The organism is Pseudomonas sp. Pmew2 (assembly GCF_058129885.1).
In genome coordinates this window covers 14934-36300 of the sequence record NZ_JBYJZP010000004.1, presented here as the reverse complement: position 1 = coordinate 36300, position 21367 = coordinate 14934, and the positions used below count along the sequence as shown (strand labels likewise).

21 protein-coding genes and 5 pseudogenes are annotated in these 21367 nt (G+C 54.6%); 9 read left to right on the top strand and 17 right to left on the bottom strand.

Annotated elements, in window-relative coordinates:
- Positions 1–47: 47 nt before the first annotated feature.
- The 4 genes from AC4ANK_RS29650 to AC4ANK_RS29635 all read right to left on the bottom strand — a co-directional run bounded on the left by AC4ANK_RS29650 (position 48) and on the right by AC4ANK_RS29635 (position 2946).
- Positions 48–602, bottom strand: coding sequence for a hypothetical protein (locus AC4ANK_RS29650; RefSeq protein WP_053481496.1), 555 nt, complete (start codon positions 600–602; stop codon positions 48–50).
- Positions 603–883: 281 nt separating this feature from the next.
- The gene (locus AC4ANK_RS29645; RefSeq protein ID WP_081000090.1) at positions 884–1216 is read right to left on the bottom strand and encodes a hypothetical protein; all 333 of its coding nucleotides are present in this window, start codon (positions 1214–1216) and stop codon (positions 884–886) included.
- Between the two features lie 664 nt (positions 1217–1880).
- On the bottom strand, positions 1881–2096 hold the full coding sequence (locus AC4ANK_RS29640) for a hypothetical protein (protein ID WP_053481630.1): 216 nt from the start codon (positions 2094–2096) through the stop codon (positions 1881–1883).
- A gap of 361 nt (positions 2097–2457) precedes the next feature.
- Positions 2458–2946, bottom strand: coding sequence for a hypothetical protein (locus AC4ANK_RS29635; RefSeq protein ID WP_024421281.1), 489 nt, complete (start codon positions 2944–2946; stop codon positions 2458–2460).
- A 173-nt stretch (positions 2947–3119) separates the two neighbouring features.
- Between AC4ANK_RS29635 and AC4ANK_RS29630 the strand changes: the two genes are divergently transcribed.
- The 3 genes from AC4ANK_RS29630 (at position 3120) to AC4ANK_RS29620 (ending at position 5739) form a co-directional block, all read left to right on the top strand.
- A complete protein-coding gene (locus tag AC4ANK_RS29630; protein ID WP_015060660.1) occupies positions 3120–4154 on the top strand; it encodes an IS110-like element ISPsy16 family transposase in 1035 nt (344 codons plus the stop codon).
- Positions 4155–4510: 356 nt separating this feature from the next.
- Positions 4511–4819: a DUF4113 domain-containing protein gene (locus AC4ANK_RS29625; protein WP_044424043.1), complete on the top strand. Its 309-nt coding sequence runs from the start codon at positions 4511–4513 to the stop codon at positions 4817–4819.
- Positions 4820–5049: 230 nt separating this feature from the next.
- On the top strand, positions 5050–5739 hold the full coding sequence (locus tag AC4ANK_RS29620) for an AAA family ATPase (protein ID WP_460385310.1): 690 nt from the start codon (positions 5050–5052) through the stop codon (positions 5737–5739).
- 172 nt (positions 5740–5911) lie between these two features.
- On the opposite strand, the gene AC4ANK_RS29615 is transcribed toward AC4ANK_RS29620, so the two are convergent.
- The 4 genes and pseudogenes from AC4ANK_RS29615 to AC4ANK_RS29600 form a co-directional block, all read right to left on the bottom strand.
- Entirely contained in the window at positions 5912–7141 is a 1230-nt protein-coding gene (locus AC4ANK_RS29615; protein ID WP_460385309.1) for an IS91 family transposase, read from the bottom strand.
- Positions 7122–7403 (bottom strand): hypothetical protein, encoded by a 282-nt coding sequence (locus AC4ANK_RS29610; RefSeq protein ID WP_015062535.1) that lies wholly within the window; start codon positions 7401–7403, stop codon positions 7122–7124. The genes AC4ANK_RS29615 and AC4ANK_RS29610 overlap by 20 nt, the downstream gene beginning before the upstream one ends.
- Before the next feature lie 273 nt (positions 7404–7676).
- A complete protein-coding gene (locus AC4ANK_RS29605) occupies positions 7677–8906 on the bottom strand; it encodes an IS91 family transposase (RefSeq protein WP_460385308.1) in 1230 nt (409 codons plus the stop codon).
- Positions 8907–9392: 486 nt separating this feature from the next.
- A pseudogene (locus tag AC4ANK_RS29600) lies at positions 9393–9703 on the bottom strand (Tn3 family transposase); the annotation flags it as partial.
- A gap of 234 nt (positions 9704–9937) precedes the next feature.
- Here AC4ANK_RS29600 and AC4ANK_RS29595 point away from each other — a divergent pair.
- Positions 9938–10864, top strand: a complete 927-nt coding sequence (locus tag AC4ANK_RS29595; protein WP_460385307.1) for an LPD7 domain-containing protein — start codon at positions 9938–9940, stop codon at positions 10862–10864.
- Positions 10865–10881: 17 nt separating this feature from the next.
- On the opposite strand, the pseudogene AC4ANK_RS29590 reads toward AC4ANK_RS29595, so the two are convergent.
- From AC4ANK_RS29590 to AC4ANK_RS29570, 5 genes and pseudogenes are all read right to left on the bottom strand, one after another.
- Positions 10882–11594 (bottom strand): annotated as a pseudogene (locus AC4ANK_RS29590) (YecA/YgfB family protein).
- A 103-nt stretch (positions 11595–11697) separates the two neighbouring features.
- The gene (locus AC4ANK_RS29585) at positions 11698–11970 is read right to left on the bottom strand and encodes a type II toxin-antitoxin system RelE/ParE family toxin (RefSeq protein WP_057446608.1); all 273 of its coding nucleotides are present in this window, start codon (positions 11968–11970) and stop codon (positions 11698–11700) included.
- Positions 11960–12145, bottom strand: coding sequence for a type II toxin-antitoxin system RelB family antitoxin (relB, locus tag AC4ANK_RS29580; protein WP_005730485.1), 186 nt, complete (start codon positions 12143–12145; stop codon positions 11960–11962). Before relB ends, AC4ANK_RS29585 begins: the two co-directional genes overlap by 11 nt.
- 50 nt (positions 12146–12195) lie before the next feature.
- Positions 12196–12474, bottom strand: a complete 279-nt coding sequence (locus AC4ANK_RS29575) for a hypothetical protein (protein ID WP_024661522.1) — start codon at positions 12472–12474, stop codon at positions 12196–12198.
- Between the two features lie 92 nt (positions 12475–12566).
- Complete coding sequence (locus AC4ANK_RS29570) at positions 12567–13202, bottom strand: recombinase family protein (RefSeq protein ID WP_460385318.1); 636 nt, start codon at positions 13200–13202, stop codon at positions 12567–12569.
- Between the two features lie 508 nt (positions 13203–13710).
- Between AC4ANK_RS29570 and AC4ANK_RS29565 the strand changes: the two genes are divergently transcribed.
- Together AC4ANK_RS29565 and AC4ANK_RS29560 are read left to right on the top strand one after the other, a co-directional pair.
- Positions 13711–14361: a ParA family protein gene (locus AC4ANK_RS29565; protein WP_003344252.1), complete on the top strand. Its 651-nt coding sequence runs from the start codon at positions 13711–13713 to the stop codon at positions 14359–14361.
- Positions 14362–14441: 80 nt separating this feature from the next.
- A complete protein-coding gene (locus AC4ANK_RS29560) occupies positions 14442–14732 on the top strand; it encodes a hypothetical protein (protein WP_003344250.1) in 291 nt (96 codons plus the stop codon).
- A 213-nt stretch (positions 14733–14945) separates the two neighbouring features.
- Here the strand turns inward: AC4ANK_RS29560 and AC4ANK_RS29555 are convergent, their stop codons facing one another.
- Positions 14946–16175, bottom strand: coding sequence for an IS91 family transposase (locus AC4ANK_RS29555; protein ID WP_460385304.1), 1230 nt, complete (start codon positions 16173–16175; stop codon positions 14946–14948).
- Positions 16176–16527: 352 nt separating this feature from the next.
- On the opposite strand from AC4ANK_RS29555, the pseudogene AC4ANK_RS29550 reads away from it, so the two are divergent.
- Positions 16528–17766 (top strand): annotated as a pseudogene (locus tag AC4ANK_RS29550) (Tn3 family transposase); the annotation flags it as partial.
- Between the two features lie 63 nt (positions 17767–17829).
- On the opposite strand, the pseudogene AC4ANK_RS29545 reads toward AC4ANK_RS29550, so the two are convergent.
- From AC4ANK_RS29545 to AC4ANK_RS29535, 3 genes and pseudogenes are all read right to left on the bottom strand, one after another.
- Positions 17830–18090 (bottom strand): annotated as a pseudogene (locus tag AC4ANK_RS29545) (conjugal transfer protein); the annotation flags it as partial.
- Positions 18091–18505: 415 nt separating this feature from the next.
- Positions 18506–19438, bottom strand: a complete 933-nt coding sequence (locus tag AC4ANK_RS29540) for a TrbL/VirB6 family protein (protein WP_460385306.1) — start codon at positions 19436–19438, stop codon at positions 18506–18508.
- Between the two features lie 10 nt (positions 19439–19448).
- Positions 19449–19691 (bottom strand): annotated as a pseudogene (locus AC4ANK_RS29535) (hypothetical protein); the annotation flags it as partial.
- 90 nt (positions 19692–19781) lie between these two features.
- Between AC4ANK_RS29535 and AC4ANK_RS29530 the strand changes: the two are divergent.
- Together AC4ANK_RS29530 and AC4ANK_RS29525 are read left to right on the top strand one after the other, a co-directional pair.
- On the top strand, positions 19782–20063 hold the full coding sequence (locus tag AC4ANK_RS29530) for a hypothetical protein (RefSeq protein WP_015062535.1): 282 nt from the start codon (positions 19782–19784) through the stop codon (positions 20061–20063).
- On the top strand, positions 20044–21273 hold the full coding sequence (locus AC4ANK_RS29525) for an IS91 family transposase (protein WP_460382827.1): 1230 nt from the start codon (positions 20044–20046) through the stop codon (positions 21271–21273). The genes AC4ANK_RS29530 and AC4ANK_RS29525 overlap by 20 nt, the downstream gene beginning before the upstream one ends.
- Positions 21274–21367: the final 94 nt, after the last annotated feature.

Genomic DNA, 21367 nt, shown 5'->3' with positions numbered 1-21367 from the left:
GAAATTCCTACGCCAAAGTTGACTTTAGCTTAGCTTGTAGCTGGATTCTATTCAAATCTGAGCAACTTACTGCGAATCAAAAATTCCTCTCCCAGCAACATGGGCTTGAAGGCAATTCCCTTAAGGCTATCCGGGTGTTGACTAAATACCCCTCCATACCCTTCCGTCAAGTTATTGACCTTAGCAATGGTCGTTGACAACGTAACGTCGAAGATTTCCATTGAGGGTAGCGTCAACCAAGCATGTAGGTTGACTACGCTGCTTCTAGGCTTTCCGTCAAGAAGGGACTTAATAAGCGGATCTCCAAACTTGAACATTCCATTTTTTCCATCATCAATCCAGCCCAGGGTGAAATAAACAGGACACCCAAGCCAATCTTGCAAAACGGGAAGTAACTTAAAATGTATTGCTAGACACTGACAAACCAAATCATCCATCGTTAATCCCGCCAAAGCTGGCTGAATAATTTTCGGAAGCTCTGCTATTCTTGAAGCCGTAAAATATTTCTCCTGCGGCGCCGTATATACCGCTGGTACAGAAAGGCCGTATTGCTTATTTCGCGCTAGCGCTTGCATCCAATCAGCTTTGTAGATTCCTGTCATTATTTATCTCATCGGTTCGTTATGGCTTTCTAATATACATGTAGGCCTAGCAGCGCGATAGTGCACACGTCGCGAGCTTGAAAGTGCATTGGCATTTTTAATCAAAAGGAGTCGGGGCGAGTTCTGCCAGACGCTTGGCCTCGGTCACAGTCTGCTCAATCAGACCTTCCGCCTTGAGATGGATTATTCTGTAGTGGCGATTGCGCGTAGCACCCCATACATCTGACTCATGGGCGACTTTTCCGCGATTAATCAGCCTGGACAAGGGGCCTGTTGCAGATCTATTTGGCCGAAATGACTGATACCAGCTCGATGTACCTGTATTTCTTGCGAGCAATCTTCAACGCATCCATTTCAGCTTGAAGGAGGCTGAGCGTATCTGCCTCGTGGGTGATCAGCTCTGTCTTGCCTTCATACTCATTGCCTACACGCAACGTGACCATCAGTTTGGGTACAAAATTCTTGGCCGTCTTACGCCGATCCACTGAATGCTCAGGCCTTATGACCACAGCATGCGCTTGAGCCTGTGTGGTCGCTGAATGTCCGGCAGACTCGCTAGAGCCGAACAGTGCTTGCCGCATTTCTTCCTCGGTCATATTCATTTCGGCTTCCATAAATGATTTTCCTATCTATATCAGCGTTCATCCTGTTCGGTAGGCAGCGGTGGCCATTTCTGTCTAAACCTTGACATAAACGATTGACCCCAATGACTTACCCCTGATCTTTTCATTGCATCCGTCTCGGGTACACCTTCAGCTATCAGCCGCTCGGCGACCTCAAGGTGTATTTTTCTACGTTGATCTTCGAGTGATAGCACCACGAGGACCGCAACGGCTAAGCCGAGAACAATCCCTATTACAGGCCCAACACTCATTAACGATCCGATCACTATTCTAACTCCCGTCAGTGATTGGCAGCGATTGTGAATTTCCTCTATTCACTGCTTTACTCATCATCACGAAGGACCCAACCTGTTTTGGCAAAAGCCCACCTTGCCAATGCCAGGTCGCCAGTGTGTTCCGATTGAAATCTGTCCCATTCTGCGCACGGAACACTGACGCATTTTGCTTTATTCATTGGTGTTCCGGTGTTCCCTCCCCGTGAGGTTAGCAGTATAGAATCGTCGGACTGCAGGCTGAGATCGATCCGTACCAACAAAGGATGACCATATCCATTGCCTGTCACATTAAGCGGGACCGTGGAGGTTATGAATTCTTCGGTAAGTCTCTGCTTTACGCTCATTAATTTTGCTCTCCTTTGTTTTTCATAGAGATTAGCCTATGCCGCTGGCGTATCGAGACGGCCTTGGCTCAGTGACCTTTCACGCAGTAACTCAACGAGTTCGAGTCCAAATGTTGCGAGCATCAGAAATACGCTCAAGACGAGAGCAAGAATGCCTGCCTTGATGTACACCAGTTCGCCTGTGCGCTGCCCTGCTTCCCCCAGACCTATTGAAGCCAGAACCGCTATAATTTGAGCCAATACCAGTTTCATACGACGTTCCTTGTGTTTTTCCTTTGTTCGTGGCGCTGGTGGTGGACAGGGTGACTTGTCAGCCTGGTTAGCAGTAGCCACCAAGCCCCTGGGCGCGGTAGCCCTTACTCCATCTTGTAGATGTCAGCTAGCCCCTGAACTCGTCCTTTTTCCCAGCCGGCGGCCTCCTGCCCTTCAGGGAACAATAGAGAAAACGGAAAATAACGAACGCTAAGCATTTGGCCTGTCAGGTTGAGTCCATAGAGCCTGGTGCCGAAGCGTCAGAAAATACAGAAAGCGGCCCTACTCTGACTTGGAACGAGTACACGCCTGACGCCCGGTTGATGTGTACTTCAACTAGTCGTTTACGGCGAGCCACCGCCTAAGTGAGTAGGGGGTTGATATCATCCAGCAAGATGGGCGTGGCAATCACGCCAGACTCTAGCTGATGCGGGTAATAGGGGTTCTCGTGGGAATTCTTATAAGCAAGCCAGCACAGGTTTTCTTGGTGATTGGCAAGCAGGGTGTGAACCTCCGTCTCGGACAGGTGGGGGGTTTTGAGAAGAATGTCGAATTCCGCGTCCACACCGTGAGCTTTAAGCCAGTAGCCGTCAGTAACCTTTTCCTGGAACTGAATAGACGTAGGTTCCTTCGGAGAAAGGTGTTTTAAAATTTCCGCGCCGTCAACATTTCCCAGATAGTAGTCAACCCTGAGGGTAGCGGACTCTGGACTCGACTTCATATGATTCTGCCAAGCAGCGACCATTTCATCCCTGCTGCTTCCAGAATCTCTCATGGTGTGAACCCACTTTGCCTCTGTGGAGTCGAGACTAAATTCCCCACACAGTTGAATCGATCGTTTACGTAGCATCTATAGCTCCTTGCTTATCGTGAAGCCGTCAGTTTAGGCCAAATTAAGCGTGGCCCGGCTAAGCGAATGAAAGGGACTTCCCCGTCCAGAGGGCGCGGCGAAAGTCGCGAATCGGCATCGAAGTGCCATGATGAAGTGTCAAACCTGCATCAAAACCACAGGAGGGGAAGTCCATGCCAATTATTACCGTGGGAATCGATCTAGCCAAGGCCGTATTCGCCGTTCACGGCGTCGATGAGGCTGGTAAAGCAACCTTGGTGAAGCCCAAGGTTGCGCGGGATCAACTGGTGCCATTGATCGCCCAGTTGCCCCCGTGCTTGATTGGTATGGAGGCTTGCTCAGGCGCTCATCATTGGGCGAGGGTGTTCGCCGAGCACGGCCATACGGTCAAGCTGATGGCTCCTAAACTCGTTTCGCCTTATCGAATGTCGGGTAAGCGCGGCAAGAACGATGCCGCAGATGCTGCCGCGATCTGTGAGGCAGTGACCCGACCCAGCATGCGGTTTGTCCCTGTTAAAGACGAGCATCAGCAGGCCACTCTTTGCCTTCATCGAACCCGCCAGGGATTCATCGAAGAACGCACCTCTACGTACAACCGACTGCGCGGATTACTTTCTGAATTCGGCGTGGTCCTGCCACAAAGCCCAGAGCGATTGAGAAAAGAGATTGGTCCCTGTCTGGACACCTTGCCTGGCTGGGCAAGACGGTGCATGAGTGAACTGTTGGAGCACACCAGCCATATCGAGGATCGGCTGGTGGAACTTGATCGAGCCATCAATCAGATCGCTCGCGAAGATGATCGTAGCCGTAGGCTGCTGCAATTGCGTGGGGTTGGCTCGACCACTGCAAGTGCTTTAGTGGCCAGTATTGGAGATGGGCACGACTTCAGAAACGGACGCCAAGTGGCTGCCTGGCTCGGTTTGACGCCAGGCCAATACAGTAGCGGCGGCAAGCAGCGCCTGGGGAGTATCACCAAAGCCGGGGATGCCTATTTACGCAGTCTACTGGTGCTTGGAGCTCGATCTGTCATGGCCAACCTGGGCGATAAGCAAGACCCTCTCAGTCGCTGGATCCGCAACCTCATGGAGCGACGGGGTTACTGGCGTGCGGCCGTGGCGATTGCCGCCAAGAATGCGAGGATGGCCTGGGCCGTTCTGCATTACGGCGACACGTTCAAGCCTGAACAGGCAGAACCAACGGGCGCGTAAACACCAGAGGTCATGACTGATCACCTTGTAAGGCGTTAGGGCGAGGATCATGAGCGGATAAAAGGATCAATGTGCACTGCCGTCGTTGATGTGAAGCGGGTTGGACCTGCGTGAGGGATACCTGAAAAATCGTATGGGAAATTCAGTCCCAATTAGCGAACGAGGCCCTCACGTGCGTCTTTCATCAGGGTCCGAGCGATCAGCTCAAGATGACCGTTTGTAGTACCGCAGTCCTTCACCTTCTTTCCGAAGGTCCGGCATATGCAGCGGAGTCAAACAGAAACTATTGGGCTTGTGCTCAATGGGGAAGCCCTTGTAGTACGATTTTTTCCGAATTCTGCGGGCTCCCCAGGCTGATGACCCATTACGCGACGGAGGCGGTTTCACGGATTTTTCGACCAGGCTTCAGGTACAGCAAAGCCGAAGTGCTGCTGATGGATATCTGCCAACCAGGTGAATTTACCGATGACCTTTTCATGACCAATCAGCCGGTGAGTTCGGATCGACTGATGTCGGCATTGGATATGATCAATGGCAAGTGGGGTCGTGGGACTTTGCGCACTGGTTCTGTGCCTATGGCGCCGGACTGGGGAATGCGTCGTGAGCAAATGAGCCAGAGTTACACGACGCGGCTTGATCAGCTGTGGGTTGTAAAGGCTAAGTAAACACATGGCCAAATCCAGCATCAGCTTAGTACGATTTTGTCCGTTTTCTCTATCGACCCCTTCTACACTTTCAAAATCCCTGCCATTTTTTTCCGTTTTCTGTATCGCCCCCTATTCTCTGCTTTGCCAAAAAACGCTAGGCTCTGTCCGGTGAACGGCCAAGAAGAATTCGCCTTCACGTCTATCTCTAAATATAGCATGTGTCACTTGCTCATCTAAAAGGATATTTTATGAGTAACACTTCTAAACTTGTTCGTATGCGTCTAAAAAATATCGGCTGTGTCGGCAATGATGGAATAACAATCGCTCTAGATAATATCGTGTGCCTCGTTGGTAAAAATAATGCCGGTAAGTCAACTATACTCAGAGCTTACGAGCTAGCATACGGCTCAGGTGAACCATTTTCACCTATAAAAGATAGATATCAACATGCCGATTCCAAGAGTTTCTCCGAGGTGGAGTTAGAAGTTCATATTCCAGAAGGAGTTGCCAATATCGATGAAAAATGGAAGGTGCATGAGTCGGAATTAAGGATTGTTCGAAGCCTATGGCGATGGGATGGAACTAATTCTAAATCTACACGTTTCACTTGGGACCCTCAGTCGGAAAATTGGGCTATGGATGGTAAGGCTGGAGGTGCTGATAACGTTTTCAAATCTAGACTTCCTAAACCGATTAGGATCGGGTCTTTAGAGGATGCAGATACAACCGAAAAAAATCTCCTTACATTTGCTCTAGCTCCTTTAATTACTGCTGTTGAGCGAGAAAGACAGGATGGCAGCTCGAATTTAGCAAATGCTCTGTCTCAGGTTATTGATGAGCTTTCTGCATTGAGTGGGGCTCATGCAGAACATTTTAATTTGATCGCCTCAAAGGTTTCAACTGGATTCAAGGGGATATTTCCTGGACTTGATGCATAGGAATTTCAAAATGCCTATGCATGAACCTGACGCTGTGAAGGAGGCGTCATGCCTTCATAGCGATGCGTAGGAAGACGCTGATGCCTTACTTATGCAGTGAAACCCCCTATAAATCCGCATTAACACAGTTTATTTTACCGCTGAGCCTAGGTGCGGACGCACCTTCCCCCTGTCAGGGCTTCACGTACCTCATCTGCGCGATCGCCTGAGCGTTGAGGACCAGTCCCTGCACCGTCAGCCCGCTGATCGCTGCCGTGTATACCATCCGCGCGCCACACAGCACGCAGCGGAACGGATCGACGTTTAGAAAGGCTTTGGCCATCGGCGCAAAATACAGCTTTGATACCGGTCCTGGCGTCGCCATCTTCAGTGCTTCATAGACCTTTGGCAGGTACTGCCCGCAGACCCGATTGGCCAGAAAACCAAAATACCGGATCATCCGGAAATGCTTTTCCGGGATGTGCTGGACCACCCGGCGCAGCATGTCGGCCTGGCTCAGCGTTTCCTGCTGATAGGTCTGCGTGCGGTGATCCAGGTAGGTAAAGCTCAACGTGGCCCCGCAGGTGTAATGCGCCAGACGACTGCCCGAGATCGGCGGTTTTTTCAGGTAGCGGCCCAGGTAATTGACGGTCTTTCGGCCGTTTTCCGTCTTCTTCGACAAGTGGATGTGCCAGTGCTGGCCACCAGCGGTCAGTATCAAACGGCGCCAGTCGCTTTCACAGTGGATGTGGGCCAGCTGCGGCGGCATCGTCAGTTGCGAAAGCGGCTGTCCCAGCAGGTAATCGCGCACCAGCCACATCCAGCGCCGCCGCAGGGCCTCTTTGTGGAACGACAGATTTTTCCAGACGCCCTGCTCATCCAGGCCGCCCGCGGTCACCGACAGGTGGACGTGGGGATGCCAGTTGAGCCGCCGGCCATAGGTGTGCAGCGCACCGAAAATCCCGACGCGCAAACCGCGCCGCTTGGCGGTGTAGATCAGGTTATCGGCCGCCAGACGAAACAGCGCATCGAGCAGCCAGCGGTTGTAGAAGAACAGGGACCACAGCGTGTCGGGCAGCGTGAACACCAGATGCTGCCAGGGGCAGTCGGGCAGACGGTTGTTTTGCACGGCGATCCACTGGTCGGTGGCCTTTTTGCCGCAGGAAGGACAGGCCCGGCAATGGCAGGTGTTGCACAGGTATTTGACGTGTGGGCAATGCTCATTGCCACAGGTGTAGTGTTTGACGCCCAGTATCGAGGTGCCGCAGGCGAGCATTTTGCTGATCGACTCCACTTCGATTTGGCGCAGACCGCCGGCTTCCAGCAAATCTGCCCAGCAGCCGTTGGCCGTGAAGAGGTTTTTGAGCGGTCGAGGTTTGTAAGCAGGCGGTGCAGAGGCCACGTCAGCAGGATGGCTCCTCATCGTGGTGAATGACGGCGGTGATGGCGAATCCGCCTGGCCCTTCTCTCATCGAAACGCTTACGCAAGAAGCGTCGGGAAACCTGTCGTTCAGATACGCTGTCTGGCAGCAACTACAAAGATCGACATCACCCAAAGGATCGACATCGAAGAAAAATTCGGTATCGGGAACGAAGGTGGTATGCCCGGCGCGTTGGAGACGGGTCTGCTTTGCCTTGGCTTTTGCCCGGCTTGCCCGTTTACGTTTTTTTGTCTCTGACGCCATGTGTAAGCCTGTGCTGAGGAGGGATCGACTCAATTTTGGCTATGATAACCGATTTCAAAATCCCACAATTTGCAGCCGCAGGCTGCCCAGTTCATGCATAGGAATTTCAAAATGCCTATGCATCAAGCTGACGCTATGAAGGAGGCGTCATGCCTTCATAGCGATGCGTAGTAAGACGCAGATGCGTTACTTATGCAGTGAAAATCCCTATCAAAAAGCGTTAATACAGGTTATTTCACCGCGAAGCCTAGGTGCGGACGCACCTTCCCCCTGTCAGGGCTTCACGTACCTCATCTGCGCGATCGCCTGAGCGTTGAGGACCAGTCCCTGCACCGTCAGCCCGCTGATTGCCGCCGTGTATACCATCCGTGCGCCACACAGCACGCAACGGAACGGATCGACGTTTAGAAAGGCTTTGGCCATCTGCGCAAAATACAGCTTTGGTACCGGTCCTGGCGTCGCCATCTTCAGTGCTTCATAGACCTTCGGCAGGTATTTCCCACACACCCGATTGGCCAGAAAACCAAAATACCGGATCATCCGGAAATGCTTTTCCGGGATGTGCTGCACCACCCGGCGCAGCATGTCGGCCTGGCTCAGCGTTTCCTGCTGATAGGTCTGCGTGCGGTGATCCAGGTAGGTAAAGCTCAACGTGGCTCCGGAGGTGTAATGCGCCAGACGACTGCCCGAGATGGGCGGTTTTTTCAGGTAGCGGCCCAGGTAATTGACGGTCTTTCGGCCGTTTTCCGTCTTCTTCGACAAGTGGATGTGCCAGTGCTGGCCGCCAGCGGTCAGTATCAGACGGCGCCAGTCGCTTTCACAGAGGATGTGGGCCAGCGGCGGCGGCATCGTCAGTTGCGAAAGCGGCTGTCCCAGCAGGTAATCGCGCACCAGCCACATCCAGCGCCGCCGCAGGGCCTCTTTGTGGAACGACAGATTTTTCCAGACGCCCTGCTCATCCAGGCCGCCCGCGGTCACCGACAGGTGGACGTGGGGATGCCAGTTGAGCCGCCGGCCATAGGTGTGCAGCGCACCGAAAATCCCGACGCGCAAACCGCGCCGCTTGGCGGTGTAGATCAGGTTATCGGCCGCCAGACGAAACAGCGCATCGAGCAGCCAGCGGTTGTAGAAGAACAGGGACCACAGCGTGTCGGGCAGCGTGAACACCAGATGCTGCCAGGGGCAGTCGGGCAGACGGTTGTTTTGCACGGCGATCCACTGGTCGGTGGCCTTTTTGCCGCAGGAGGGACAGGCCCGGCAATGGCAGGTGTTGCACAGGTATTTGACGTGCGGGCAATGCTCATTGGCACAGGTGTAGTGTTTGACGCCCAGTATCGAGGTGCCGCAGGCGAGCATTTTGCTGATCGACTCCACTTCGATTTGGCGCAGACCGCCGGCTTCCAGCAAATCTGCCCAGCAGCCGTTGGCCGTGAAGAGGTTTTTGAGCGGTCGAGGTTTGTAAGCAGGCGGTGCAGAGGCCACGTCAGCAGGGCGGCTCCTCATCGTGGTGAATGACGGCGGTGATGGCGAATCCGCCTGGCCCTTCTCTCATCTAAACGCTTACGCAAGAAGCGTCGGGAAACCTGTCGTTCAGATACGTTGTCTGGCAGCAACTACAAAGATCGACATCACCGAAAGGATCGATATCGAAGGAAAAGTCGGTATCGGGCACGAAGGTAGTATGCCCGGCGCGTTGGAGACGGGTCTGCTTTGCCTTGGCTTTTGCCCGGCTCGCCCGTTTACGTTTTTTGGTCTCTGACGCCATGTGTAAGCCTGTGCTGAGGAGGGATCGACTCAATTTTGGCTATGATAACCGATTTCAAAATCCCACAATTTGCAGCCGCAGGCTGCCCAGTTCATGCATAGGCATTTCAAAATGCCTATGCATCAAGCTGGGGTCGCCTCAGAAAACGGATTTTAAAGTACGCTAAGCGATTTCAGTCGTCGTAATGGCCGGAATCTTCCTCCACCCACCTTGACGGTGCTGCGTCACAGGTAATCACCAGTTAGGTTGATGTGCTCCCAGCCCAGCGGCGACAGGTACTGCAGCAGCGATTCATCGACAGCGGCGACAGGTACTGCAGCAGCGATTCATCGACAGCGGTGCCATGTCCGCGTAATGCGTTTGCGGACCGCTCCAGGTAAACCGTGTTCCACAGCACTATTGCAGCAGTCACCAAGTTGAGGCCGCTGGCACGGTAGCGTTGCTGTTCGAAGCTACGGTCTCGGATTTCGCCCAGCCGGTTAAAGAAGACAGCCCTGGCCAGCGCATTGCGCGCTTCGCCCTTGTTCAGTCCTGCAATCATGCTAGCTATGTCGTCATTTGGCCGGGTCAGTTCCCCCCAAGCAAGTTCCCTAATCTATGCCATAGCCGCTGAAGCAACATTAATCTGCGCGCAGAGCTTTCACTGATGAAGAAATCCAGCTTTAGCGGCAACAGCGCGGGGAAATTCTGACCATTACGACGAGTGAAATCGCTTAGCGTACTTTAAAATCCGTTTTCTGAGGCGACCCCTGACCGTGTGAAGCGGGTCATGGATCGCTTTGCCAAACAGGTTGATCCCGCCGCCGCCAGTCAGCGCGCGCGTGACCTCAGCGCCAAGGACCTTTACACGCGCAAGGCAAAGTTCAGCCAGAACGTGCATTACCTGGACAAGCAGACCGACAAGACCCTGTTTGTGGACACGGGCAAAACTATCTCCATGCGCCGCACGGGTATTACCGAATCCGGGGTGTCGGTGGCCCTCCAGCTGGCCCGGGAGCGGTTCGGCAGCACACTGACCATCACCGGCACCGCCGAATTCAAAAAACTGGTGATCGAGGCGGTGGCCAAGAACGGTCTGGACGTGCATTTCACCGACAAGGCCATGAACCAAAGCCTGGCGGACCGCCGTGCAGAGTTGGACATCGAGCGTGGTGGCCAGAGCATTGGTCCTGCCACCGATCTGCCTCGGCACGTTGACGATTCCACACGGGACGTTCGGGACCAGGCGGACCGGATGGGCGTCACGGTGCCCATCGAAGCGCTGTATGGAGAAGGAAAAACCGCCGAGCAGGTTAGCCAGGCGCTGGCCACCCAGCTCGACACCGTGCCCGAGCCGGAGTGCATTGCGTTCGTGGAGAAGGTGGCGATCACCCTGGGCATTCCAGAACGCGGCGAGCCCAAAGGCGACCAGGCGTTTGCGCAATGGCAGGCGCAGCGTGCGCAACCGGCGGCGGATTCCGCAGCAACGGCTTCAGCAGAAACGCCGACCCCCGTGCCAACGCCTTCAGACGCTGCGCCTGAACCGGTGAGCCCAGAAGCCGCGAAGCCTGCTCAGGCCAACGACCCGGACCTGCAGAGCCCCAGCGAGCTGGTCAGGCTTGAAGCGCAATGGCGTCGGGATTTCCCGATGTCCGAAGCAGATGTCAGGGCCTCGGATACGGGGTCTGGGGAGCAATGGAACAGGGAAGTCAGTTAAGCGCAATTTCCTGTTGGTCAGTGCATCGTTGGGGAGTTGGATCCGCAGCAATGCTTGAATTTGCGTCCACTGCTGCATGGGCAGGGGGCGTTGCGTCCAATTTTCGGTCCTTCTCTGCGTAGTGGTACATCGGGTGGTGACAGTGCCAGCGACCATCGATGAGGCTCGAAGAAGCGATAGATTATCGTCAAACTGGCGATCATCATCTCAATCACTTCTTCACGCTTTTCGTTAGTAACCGACGGTGGTCGCAGCGCTGGATCGGGGTCATTCTCATAGGCCAAGAGCATGATGGGGAGCATCGGCCCGCTATGTTCGTCGCTGTCGATCAGGTCACGCCAACTTCCAGGTCGGGCCTGAACTCCGCGCATAAAGCCCAGAGCCCAATCGTTGCCGTAAGTAATGCCATCGTCATCCTCCAACAGCACTGGCAAATACACGTCAGGCTCCTCCAGCGTGTTAAGCAATACCGATGCAATCGTATTCCAGTGGCGCATGATGAGCCCCATCATGTCGGTAGCCTGAGCGTTGCTTTCAAAACTGAAATTCTCGCCCAAGATTTGTGGCAGGTACTCGCTGGGAGGCACCATCTCCGGACCACAGATCAGTGCCCAAAATAGCCGTCAAGCATTTCAATGTTCATGGCCGGTGAGCCAATGGCATCAAGAAAACCAGTCAGCCTATCGAGTTCGGCCTCGGTCAGTGCTTGTTGGAAAGGTGGATGGCTCATGGGTGTTTGTTCCAATAGGGGCCGCCTCAGAAAAAGGATTTTAAAGTACGTTAAGCTGAACTGATTTCAGTCGTTGTAGTGGCCAGAATCTTGGCGACGGCAGCTAGGGGTACTCTTGGCGGGCGTGCAGGACGTCCAAGATGCTGATGCGCTCTGTACCGACGCGGTAGACAACCAGGTAGTTGGGATGCACAACCGCTTCGCGCGTTCCTGGAACACGGCCGGGACGGTGGATGTAAGGGTGCAGGGGGAGAGCCTCGACCATGGCCTCAAGGGTTGCCTGCATCTGCTCGGCAGCATAAGGGTTGCGCTCGGCTAGGTAGCCGGCGATTTCCTCCAGTGCCTCCAAAGCTTGTGGAAGCCACTCAACTAGCACGGCGGCGCTTTGCCTCGATCATGGCTCTGACGCGAGCCATTGCTTCATCGTGCGGCACGGGTGGACGCGGATCGGCCAAACTGTGCTCGATACGCTGGCGAAACCAACGGTCGTAATTGTCGGCCTGTTCTTGGGTCTCGAACTCCGAGACGCGAGGGTCAAGTTGAATGCTCATGATGCCTCCTGATGAAATTGTACGCCCAAACCGTCGAAATGACCGTCCTGTCATGTTGAGTGTTCTTTCGGCACCTGAATGACGCCATCAGCAATACCTTGGGCCAGCAACTCCATCATTTTCGCGAAGCGAAACAATCCTGGATATTGCAGGCAGATATAGTCCATCTGGACCTTTGATGAGCTGTCGAGCACCTGTTTGAAAGCCAGCATATAGTCATAGCAGCCCTGAAGTAGCTGGCTATCGCCACTTTCTGTAGCTGGAAATCGGCTGGCATAATCATGGACTATCTTCGCCAGTTGGTGTTGCTCTGCGGATAAATCGAGCATTTTTTTGCCTGATGAAAGGGTTCGATACTGTTGACCAAGAGGCTGGAAATAATTCAGCAAGGTCACAGACGGTTACTGAACCAAGCAGCACCTCAGACATCTGCCTTAGTCGCCAGGTACTGCGACCAAACGCGTTTTACCTGGCTGACGCTGACCCCCGCCAGCCGAGCAGTCTCTGCAATGCTACACCCGCCGCTTTTAAAGGCAATGATCTGTTCATGCACTTTAGCATTCGGCTTGCGTCCTCTATATAGACCAGCGCTCTTAGCCAAGTCGATGCCTTGCCGCTGTCGCTCTCGACGGTCTTCGAAGTCGTCACGCGCTATTTGCAGTGCCACACGCAACAGCATGTCTTGTACGCCTTGCAACACCACCTTGGCGACGCCACTGGATGCCTCGGCCAATTCCGATAAATCGACGATGCCGGGCACCGCCAAGCGTGCGCCCTTAGCCTTGATCGCGTCCACAAGCCTTTCTGCTTCGACCAAGGGAAGACGGCTGATTCGGTCGATCTTCTCAGCGATGACGACTTCACCTGGTTGCAGGTCCTCGATCATGCGCAACAGCTCGGGACTGTCGGATCGAGCGCCCGAGGCTTTTTCGCGATAGACCGCAGCCACGTAGTAGCCCGATGCTCGCGCATTGCCAATGATCGCTTCTTGGCGCTGCAAGTCCTGGTCTTCGGTACTGACACGCAGGTACACCCGCGCAACATTGAGAGTCGTCATCATATGGCCCATTTTGGTATACCCAAAGGGACAGAGTCTATCAGGGGTGGCTCATTTATCCAGAAAGCAATCCTAAAGAGCCATGTAGAAAAGAGCTACCCATTTGAGCCGTATCATTTTGCACCGCTACACCTTTGTGTCCTTTCGGCGCTAAGCACAGGAATAGGTCAGTTCACGATTGTGCTAATTAGCTAATTAGCACAATCGCGACTCTGAGAAAGGCGTCTACTTGGTCGAGCCGGGCATGGCCTTGCGCCAGTTCCAAGGCCACAACATTAAGAGCCGTAGGAGCGTTACGTGGCGCTGGCGGCCGAGGCTGCAATGGAGCAACCAACCGACCATAAGATGAATGGCCAATTGCTGTTATCGGCATAGCTAGGTGGGTTAATGCCTTTAGCTATTTAGCTATTTAGCTAAATCAATAATCTGCTTGCACTCATCCAGATCATGGCTATACTTTGCTTAGTCTTAGCTAATTAGCTAATTAGATAAAAAGGAAGCCCCGCAAATGCTACCCCCTCTTGCTATCGGCTGCATCTCTCAAAAAGGCGGCGCTTGGAAATCTACAATCGCGCGCGCACTTGCTACCACCTACACGGCAGCAGGTTGGGAAACTAAGATTATCGACCTCGACACAAAACAAGCTACAGCTACCAACTGGCAGCAGCGCCGTCTGCTGGCTAACATCGAACCCGCTATTCCGGTACAGCTCTTTGGCAATGTGGCCACCGCAGTCAGTCGCGCCGGAGATGCCGATCTATACATTTTCGACGGCCCGGCGAACGCCACCGAAGAAACTGTGAAGATCGCCAAGGCCAGCAACTTGCTGATACTGCCAACGGGCCTAACTTTAGACGACCTCGACCCACAAATTGCGCTTGCCAACACCTTGGCCGATCTGCACGGCGTGCCGGTAGACCGCATAGTGTTTGCCCTATGCAAGGCTACAAAGCGCGATGCGGCAACTGATGCCGCACGCGAGTACCTGGGAAAAACGCGCTTCGCCACACTCGCTGGTTCAATCCAGCACCAAGATTGCTATGCAGACGCAATGAACAAGGGCCGCTCTGTAACCGAAACCTCATTTCGGAGCCCACGCGCCAAGGCAATGGAAGTCATCCAATCAGCTGTCGATCACTTCAGCCGACTCACTAAATAGCATAAAAGCTAATTAGCTAAAGCGCGAATTAGCTAATAATGTGTTATTATGAGGTCACCGCTAATTTAGGACTCAACGCTATGTCTACCAAGACTTCCAAGCCCGGCGAAGCCCCTGTCGTCAAGGTGCCCAAACCACCACGTCGCGATTTAGGTGAGCCACCAAAATCAGCCGCCGACACGGCAGCAGTTGGCAACAATACTAAGGTAGCGGCAGACGACAAACTGGTGGACTTAGGCTTTAAGCTCGATCAAGCATTCAGGCGTGAGTTCCGCACATTCTGCGCGAGCAATGATATATCGCAGGTAGGTGCGTTCAAGGAGGCAATGAAGGACTACATGAAAAAGAAGGGCTGGCAATCCAGCGAGTAAGAAAGTCGAGTGCCAAGGGCTTCTACCACCTTGATGCATAGGAATTTCAAAATGCCTATGCATGAACCTGACGCTGTGAAGGAGGCGTCATGCCTTCATAGCGATGCGTAGGAAGACGCTGATGCGTTACTTATGCAGTGAAAATCCCTATAAATCCGCATTAACACAGTTTATTTTACCGCTGAGCCTAGGTGCGGACGCACCTTCCCCCTGTCAGGGCTTCACGTACCTCATCTGCGCGATCGCCTGAGCGTTGAGGACCAGTCCCTGCACCGTCAGCCCGCTGATCGCTGCCGTGTATACCATCCGCGCGCCACACAGCACGCAGCGGAACGGATCGACGTTTAGAAAGGCTTTGGCCATCGGCGCAAAATACAGCTTTGGTACCGGTCCTGGCGTCGCCATCTTCAGTGCTTCATACACCTTCGGCAGGTATTTCCCACACACCCGATTGGCCAGAAAACCAAAATACCGGATCATCCGGAAATGCTTTTCCGGGATGTGCTGGACCACCCGGCGCAGCATGTCGGCCTGGCTCAGCGTTTCCTGCTGATAGGTCTGCGTGCGGTGATCCAGGTAGGTAAAGCTCAACGTGGCCCCGCAGGTGTAATGCGCCAGACGACTGCCCGAGATCGGCGGTTTTTTCAGGTAGCGGCCCAGGTAATTGACGGTCTTTCGGCCGTTTTCCGTCTTCTTCGACAAGTGGATGTGCCAGTGCTGGCCACCAGCGGTCAGTATCAAACGGCGCCAGTCGCTTTCACAGTGGATGTGGGCCAGCTGCGGCGGCATCGTCAGTTGCGAAAGCGGCTGTCCCAGCAGGTAATCGCGCACCAGCCACATCCAGCGCCGCCGCAGGGCCTCTTTGTGGAACGACAGATTTTTCCAGACGCCCTGCTCATCCAGGCCGCCCGCGGTCACCGACAGGTGGACGTGGGGATGCCAGTTGAGCCGCCGGCCATAGGTGTGCAGCGCACCGAAAATCCCGACGCGCAAACCGCGCCGCTTGGCGGTGTAGATCAGGTTATCGGCCGCCAGACGAAACAGCGCATCGAGCAGCCAGCGGTTGTAGAAGAACAGGGACCACAGCGTGTCGGGCAGCGTGAACACCAGATGCTGCCAGGGGCAGTCGGGCAGACGGTTGTTTTGCACGGCGATCCACTGGTCGGTGGCCTTTTTGCCGCAGGAAGGACAGGCCCGGCAATGGCAGGTGTTGCACAGGTATTTGACGTGCGGGCAATGCTCATTGGCACAGGTGTAGTGTTTGACGCCCAGTATCGAGGTGCCGCAGGCGAGCATTTTGCTGATCGACTCCACTTCGATTTGGCGCAGACCGCCGGCTTCCAGCAAATCTGCCCAGCAGCCGTTGGCCGTGAAGAGGTTTTTGAGCGGTCGAGGTTTGTAAGCAGGCGGTGCAGAGGCCACGTCAGCAGGGCGGCTCCTCATCGTGGTGAATGACGGCGGTGATGGCGAATCCGCCTGGCCCTTCTCTCATCTAAACGCTTACGCAAGAAGCGTCGGGAAACCTGTCGTTCAGATACGTTGTCTGGCAGCAACTACAAAGATCGACATCACCGAAAGGATCGATATCGAAGGAAAAGTCGGTATCGGGCACGAAGGTAGTATGCCCGGCGCGTTGGAGACGGGTCTGCTTTGCCTTGGCTTTTGCCCGGCTCGCCCGTTTACGTTTTTTGGTCTCTGACGCCATGTGTAAGCCTGTGCTGAGGAGGGATCGACTCGATTTCGGCTATGATAACCGATTTCAAAATCCCACAATTTGCAGCCGCAGGCTGCCCAGTTCCGCTTTGTCAACAGCCAGTGCCAGTTCCTAGCCCCGCTGACGCCGTTGCAGCCACGCTACGCGAAAAAAGTAGCCGATGCCGATAGCCTGATGGCGGTCATCATGGCCCAGGCCATGAACCACGGCAACCTGGTAATGGCCAAGACGAGCGACATTCCCTACCATGTGCTAGAGACAACCTACCAGCAGTATCTACGTCAGGCATCGCTACAAGCCGCCAACGATTGCATCAGCAACGGCATCAGTGCGCTGCCAATCTTCCCGCATTATTCGTTTGACCTCGACGTGCTGTACGGCGCAGTCGATGGTCAGAAATTTAGCGTCGAACGGCCCACCATCAAGGCGCGTTACTCGCGCAAATACTTTGGCCGTGGCAAGGGCGTGGTTGCCTACACGCTGCTGTGCAACCACGTGCCGCTTAATGGCGACCTGATGGGGGCTCACGATTACGAAGGCCACCATGTGTTCGACATCTGGTACCGCAATACGTCAGATATCGTGCCGACGGCAATCACTGGAGACATGCACAGCGTCAACAAGGTTAACTTCGCCATCCTACATTGGTTTGGCTCGCGTTTCGAACCGCGATTCACCAACCTCGGCAATCAGTTGAAGGAGCTGTACTGCGCAGACGATCTGTCACTCTATGATAAATGCCTGATCCGGCCGGTCGGTCAGATCGACCGGCAACTCATCATCAGCGAAAAGTCCAATATCGATCAGATTGTTGCCACCCTGGGTCTGAAGGAAATGACGCAAGGAGTACTGATTCGCAAACTCTGCACCTACACCGCGCCAAACCCAACGCGGCGCGCGATCTTCGAGTTCGACAAACTGATACGCAGCATCTATACGCTGCGCTATCTACGCGATCCGCAACTTGAACGAAACGTGCACCGCTCGCAGAACCGTATCGAGTCCTATCACCAGCTACGCTCGGCCATCGCCCAGGTTGGGGGCAAGAAAGAGTTGACCGGGCGCACCGACATCGAGATAGAAATCAGCAACCAGTGCGCGCGTCTGATTGGTAACGCGATCATCTATTACAACTCGGCGATCCTGTCCCGGCTGTTGACCAAGTACGAGGCGAGCGATAACACCAAGGCACTGGGATGGCTCGCTCAAATATCGCCGGTAGCCTGGCGACACATCCTACTCAACGGGCACTACACCTTTAACAGCGAAGGGAAGCTTATTGACCTCGATATAATGATTGAAGGAATGGATCTGGGATGACGAAGCTTTCTGGGGGCCGTCATTCAGTCCAACAAAAAAATCTGGGGTTTGGGCGTACAACCCCGTCTTGAGCGGGGTCAGGCCCATCACGGCGGCGATGGACATAAAGGTCAGCACACCGAAGAAGCCCGCCAGGCGACGGGCGTTCTTGGTCTTGGCCTTCTCGTCGGCGGCGATGTTCTTCTCGAAATACCGCGCTGCATGGATGTATGCCTGTTCAGCCAGGCTGATGTCTTGTGCGGTGGCCGCGTCGATGCTGGTACGGGCGGCCAGTTGCCGCTCCTGCTCGATCACGTCCTGTTTTGATTTTCGAAACTTTTTCATAGATCACCTAAACGGAACAAACACGCGCTGCGCGGATCAGTTCGCGGAGCATTTAGAGTCGTTGGGCGGGGCCTCGGCGGGCTTTGCCGGGGAGGCGCTTGCGGCGGTTGCCGGGCGCTTTGGACTGGTGGTCTTGAGCGACTGGGCCTTGGGCGCAGGGCTCGTTGCTGGCAACACCCGGCCAGGCACAGGAGCGGGCGTTGTCACGGGGGCAGCCCGAGGCGCAGGGGCATGGGTGAAGGGCATGTCTTCCCACTGCCCTTCCGGTTCGGAAAGCTTGGGTGCAGAGCCACACCCTGAAAGCAAGGCAGCCGAAAGCAGCCCGCTCAAAGCAAGTTTGACATTCATAGTGGAGTACCTGAGAGAAGCGAGGGTGATGCGAGTAGGGAGAGGATGTAGCCGGTACAGCGAGGTGCTATTTGATGTTGTTGCGTCCCCTCCGCAGTCTTGAAATGCCGGCGGCGGCACCGCTGGTCATGCTTCTTGCTGCTCCAAATCCTGAAATTTTGCTGATCATTCCGCCTCCGGAGGGGCCACCACCCATGATCGAGGCCGCTTGCTGAGGCAGTTCGACGACAAGCGCTGTGAACGTGCAGAAGACAATCAGGATGGTGAGATTACCCTCCAGGTTGGTATTCAATATTCCATCTTTAATCATCACGGTGTTGATAAAGCCGATTTCGATCGCCAGCACGACCGATATCAACACCTGAGCCAACATAAAGCCCGCGATGGCTGAAACCCAGCCCCAGAAATACTGCCGGGTCTGGTCAAACAGCAGAAAGGCGATGAACAGAGGCCCTACCGCCACAATAGCCGTTGTCGACACCTTCAGTACAAACAGCGTGGCGACGGCAGCGAGCAAGAACGGGATACCGCCCAGCACATAAAACACCACCCCCTGAATGCCCAACCAAATATCAGAAAAACTGGCTCTGAAGATATTGAACTTCATAGCCCCTATCAGTGCGCTCAGGTTCGAAGCATAAGCAACAATCAGACTGTCGATCTGGTTGGTTTGCGCGCCCTCCTGGCCGGACAAAATGCCCCCCATCCAGTTGGGCAAGCCGGTGACGAAGGGCACAATCGTCTGAACGAACCATTGCAGGTTGAATGCGCACGCAGTGATGAACGCCATTTTAAAAATTTCTTTCGCCACATCCTCGAAGGCAACGTTCATGCCCCGGTACAGCCATTGCATGTTGCGAAGCGTGAAGTGGATCAACCACAGGGTCCCGATGAGCGCTCCCAGCCCCAGCATCACCTTGGCCATCCCGGTGACCAAGGCGCTTTGCAGAGCGGCATCAACGAAATTGAACAACGTCTGGGCTATCTTTGTTACGTCCATGCCGCCTCCGTTATTTTGCGCGGGTATAGGTAGTGTTATCGAAATAGATGACATCGCCTTCCAAACGCATGGTTAAAAGACCACCAACCATGCTTAAAACGGTGTCTGACTCTGCCTTGCCTTCGAATCGCTGCAAGCCCTTTTCCTTTTTTTCATTTTTCCCCATTAGGTCCCGTGTGGTGTTTGTGGTCTCAAGGTTTATATGAAAAACTTCTCCGTCTTTTGAGATATCCATGACAAAGCTTGGCGTGAACTGGGCAGCCTGCGGCTGCAAATTGTGGGATTTTGAAATCGGTTATCATAGCCAAAATTGAGTCGATCCCTCCTCAGCACAGGCTTACACATGGCGTCAGAGACAAAAAAACGTAAACGGGCAAGCCGGGCAAAAGCCAAGGCAAAGCAGACCCGTCTCCAACGCGCCGGGCATACCACCTTCGTTCCCGATACCGAATTTTTCTTCGATGTCGATCCTTTGGGTGATGTCGATCTTTGTAGTTGCTGCCAGACAGCGTATCTGAACGACAGGTTTCCCGACGCTTCTTGCGTAAGCGTTTCGATGAGAGAAGGGCCAGGCGGATTCGCCATCACCGCCGTCATTCACCACGATGAGGAGCCATCCTGCTGACGTGGCCTCTGCACCGCCTGCTTACAAACCTCGACCGCTCAAAAACCTCTTCACGGCCAACGGCTGCTGGGCAGATTTGCTGGAAGCCGGCGGTCTGCGCCAAATCGAAGTGGAGTCGATCAGCAAAATGCTCGCCTGCGGCACCTCGATACTGGGCGTCAAACACTACACCTGTGGCAATGAGCATTGCCCGCACGTCAAATACCTGTGCAACACCTGCCATTGCCGGGCCTGTCCTTCCTGCGGCAAAAAGGCCACCGACCAGTGGATCGCCGTGCAAAACAACCGTCTGCCCGACTGCCCCTGGCAGCATCTGGTGTTCACGCTGCCCGACACGCTGTGGTCCCTGTTCTTCTACAACCGCTGGCTGCTCGATGCGCTGTTTCGTCTGGCGGCCGATAACCTGATCTACACCGCCAAGCGGCGCGGTTTGCGCGTCGGGATTTTCGGTGCGCTGCACACCTATGGCCGGCGGCTCAACTGGCATCCCCACGTCCACCTGTCGGTGACCGCGGGCGGCCTGGATGAGCAGGGCGTCTGGAAAAATCTGTCGTTCCACAAAGAGGCCCTGCGGCGGCGCTGGATGTGGCTGGTGCGCGATTACCTGCTGGGACAGCCGCTTTCGCAACTGACGATGCCGCCGCAGCTGGCCCACATCCACTGTGAAAGCGACTGGCGCCGTTTGATACTGACCGCTGGTGGCCAGCACTGGCACATCCACTTGTCGAAGAAGACGGAAAACGGCCGAAAGACCGTCAATTACCTGGGCCGCTACCTGAAAAAACCGCCGATCTCGGGCAGTCGTCTGGCGCATTACACCTGCGGGGCCACGTTGAGCTTTACCTACCTGGATCACCGCACGCAGACCTATCAGCAGGAAACGCTGAGCCAGGCCGACATGCTGCGCCGGGTGGTCCAGCACATCCCGGAAAAGCATTTCCGGATGATCCGGTATTTTGGTTTTCTGGCCAATCGGGTGTGTGGGAAATACCTGCCGAAGGTGTATGAAGCACTGAAGATGGCGACGCCAGGACCGGTACCAAAGCTGTATTTTGCGCCGATGGCCAAAGCCTTTCTAAACGTCGATCCGTTCCGCTGCGTGCTGTGTGGCGCGCGGATGGTATACACGGCAGCGATCAGCGGGCTGACGGTGCAGGGACTGGTCCTCAACGCTCAGGCGATCGCGCAGATGAGGTACGTGAAGCCCTGACAGGGGGAAGGTGCGTCCGCACCTAGGCTCAGCGGTAAAATAAACTGTGTTAATGCGGATTTATAGGGATTTTCACTGCATAAGTAACGCATCA

Bases quoted from the DNA above. Each gene is read 5' to 3' on its own strand.
- AC4ANK_RS29610 (WP_015062535.1), bottom strand. From the start codon at position 7,403: ATGGCGTCAGAGACAAAAAAACGTAAACGGGCAAGCCGGGCAAAAGCC.
- AC4ANK_RS29630 (WP_015060660.1), top strand. From the start codon at position 3,120: ATGCCAATTATTACCGTGGGAATCGATCTAGCCAAGGCCGTATTCGCC.
- AC4ANK_RS29570 (WP_460385318.1), bottom strand. From the start codon at position 13,202: ATGACGACTCTCAATGTTGCGCGGGTGTACCTGCGTGTCAGTACCGAA.
- relB (WP_005730485.1), bottom strand. From the start codon at position 12,145: ATGAGCATTCAACTTGACCCTCGCGTCTCGGAGTTCGAGACCCAAGAA.
- AC4ANK_RS29635 (WP_024421281.1), bottom strand. From the start codon at position 2,946: ATGCTACGTAAACGATCGATTCAACTGTGTGGGGAATTTAGTCTCGAC.
- AC4ANK_RS29620 (WP_460385310.1), top strand. From the start codon at position 5,050: ATGAGTAACACTTCTAAACTTGTTCGTATGCGTCTAAAAAATATCGGC.
- AC4ANK_RS29525 (WP_460382827.1), top strand. From the start codon at position 20,044: ATGAGGAGCCATCCTGCTGACGTGGCCTCTGCACCGCCTGCTTACAAA.
- AC4ANK_RS29605 (WP_460385308.1), bottom strand. From the start codon at position 8,906: ATGAGGAGCCGCCCTGCTGACGTGGCCTCTGCACCGCCTGCTTACAAA.
- AC4ANK_RS29540 (WP_460385306.1), bottom strand. From the start codon at position 19,438: ATGGACGTAACAAAGATAGCCCAGACGTTGTTCAATTTCGTTGATGCC.
- AC4ANK_RS29560 (WP_003344250.1), top strand. From the start codon at position 14,442: ATGTCTACCAAGACTTCCAAGCCCGGCGAAGCCCCTGTCGTCAAGGTG.
- AC4ANK_RS29645 (WP_081000090.1), bottom strand. From the start codon at position 1,216: ATGGAAGCCGAAATGAATATGACCGAGGAAGAAATGCGGCAAGCACTG.
- AC4ANK_RS29615 (WP_460385309.1), bottom strand. From the start codon at position 7,141: ATGAGGAGCCATCCTGCTGACGTGGCCTCTGCACCGCCTGCTTACAAA.
- AC4ANK_RS29595 (WP_460385307.1), top strand. From the start codon at position 9,938: ATGGATCGCTTTGCCAAACAGGTTGATCCCGCCGCCGCCAGTCAGCGC.
- AC4ANK_RS29640 (WP_053481630.1), bottom strand. From the start codon at position 2,096: ATGAAACTGGTATTGGCTCAAATTATAGCGGTTCTGGCTTCAATAGGT.
- AC4ANK_RS29565 (WP_003344252.1), top strand. From the start codon at position 13,711: ATGCTACCCCCTCTTGCTATCGGCTGCATCTCTCAAAAAGGCGGCGCT.
- AC4ANK_RS29530 (WP_015062535.1), top strand. From the start codon at position 19,782: ATGGCGTCAGAGACAAAAAAACGTAAACGGGCAAGCCGGGCAAAAGCC.
- AC4ANK_RS29575 (WP_024661522.1), bottom strand. From the start codon at position 12,474: ATGCTCGATTTATCCGCAGAGCAACACCAACTGGCGAAGATAGTCCAT.
- AC4ANK_RS29555 (WP_460385304.1), bottom strand. From the start codon at position 16,175: ATGAGGAGCCGCCCTGCTGACGTGGCCTCTGCACCGCCTGCTTACAAA.
- AC4ANK_RS29625 (WP_044424043.1), top strand. From the start codon at position 4,511: ATGACCCATTACGCGACGGAGGCGGTTTCACGGATTTTTCGACCAGGC.
- AC4ANK_RS29650 (WP_053481496.1), bottom strand. From the start codon at position 602: ATGACAGGAATCTACAAAGCTGATTGGATGCAAGCGCTAGCGCGAAAT.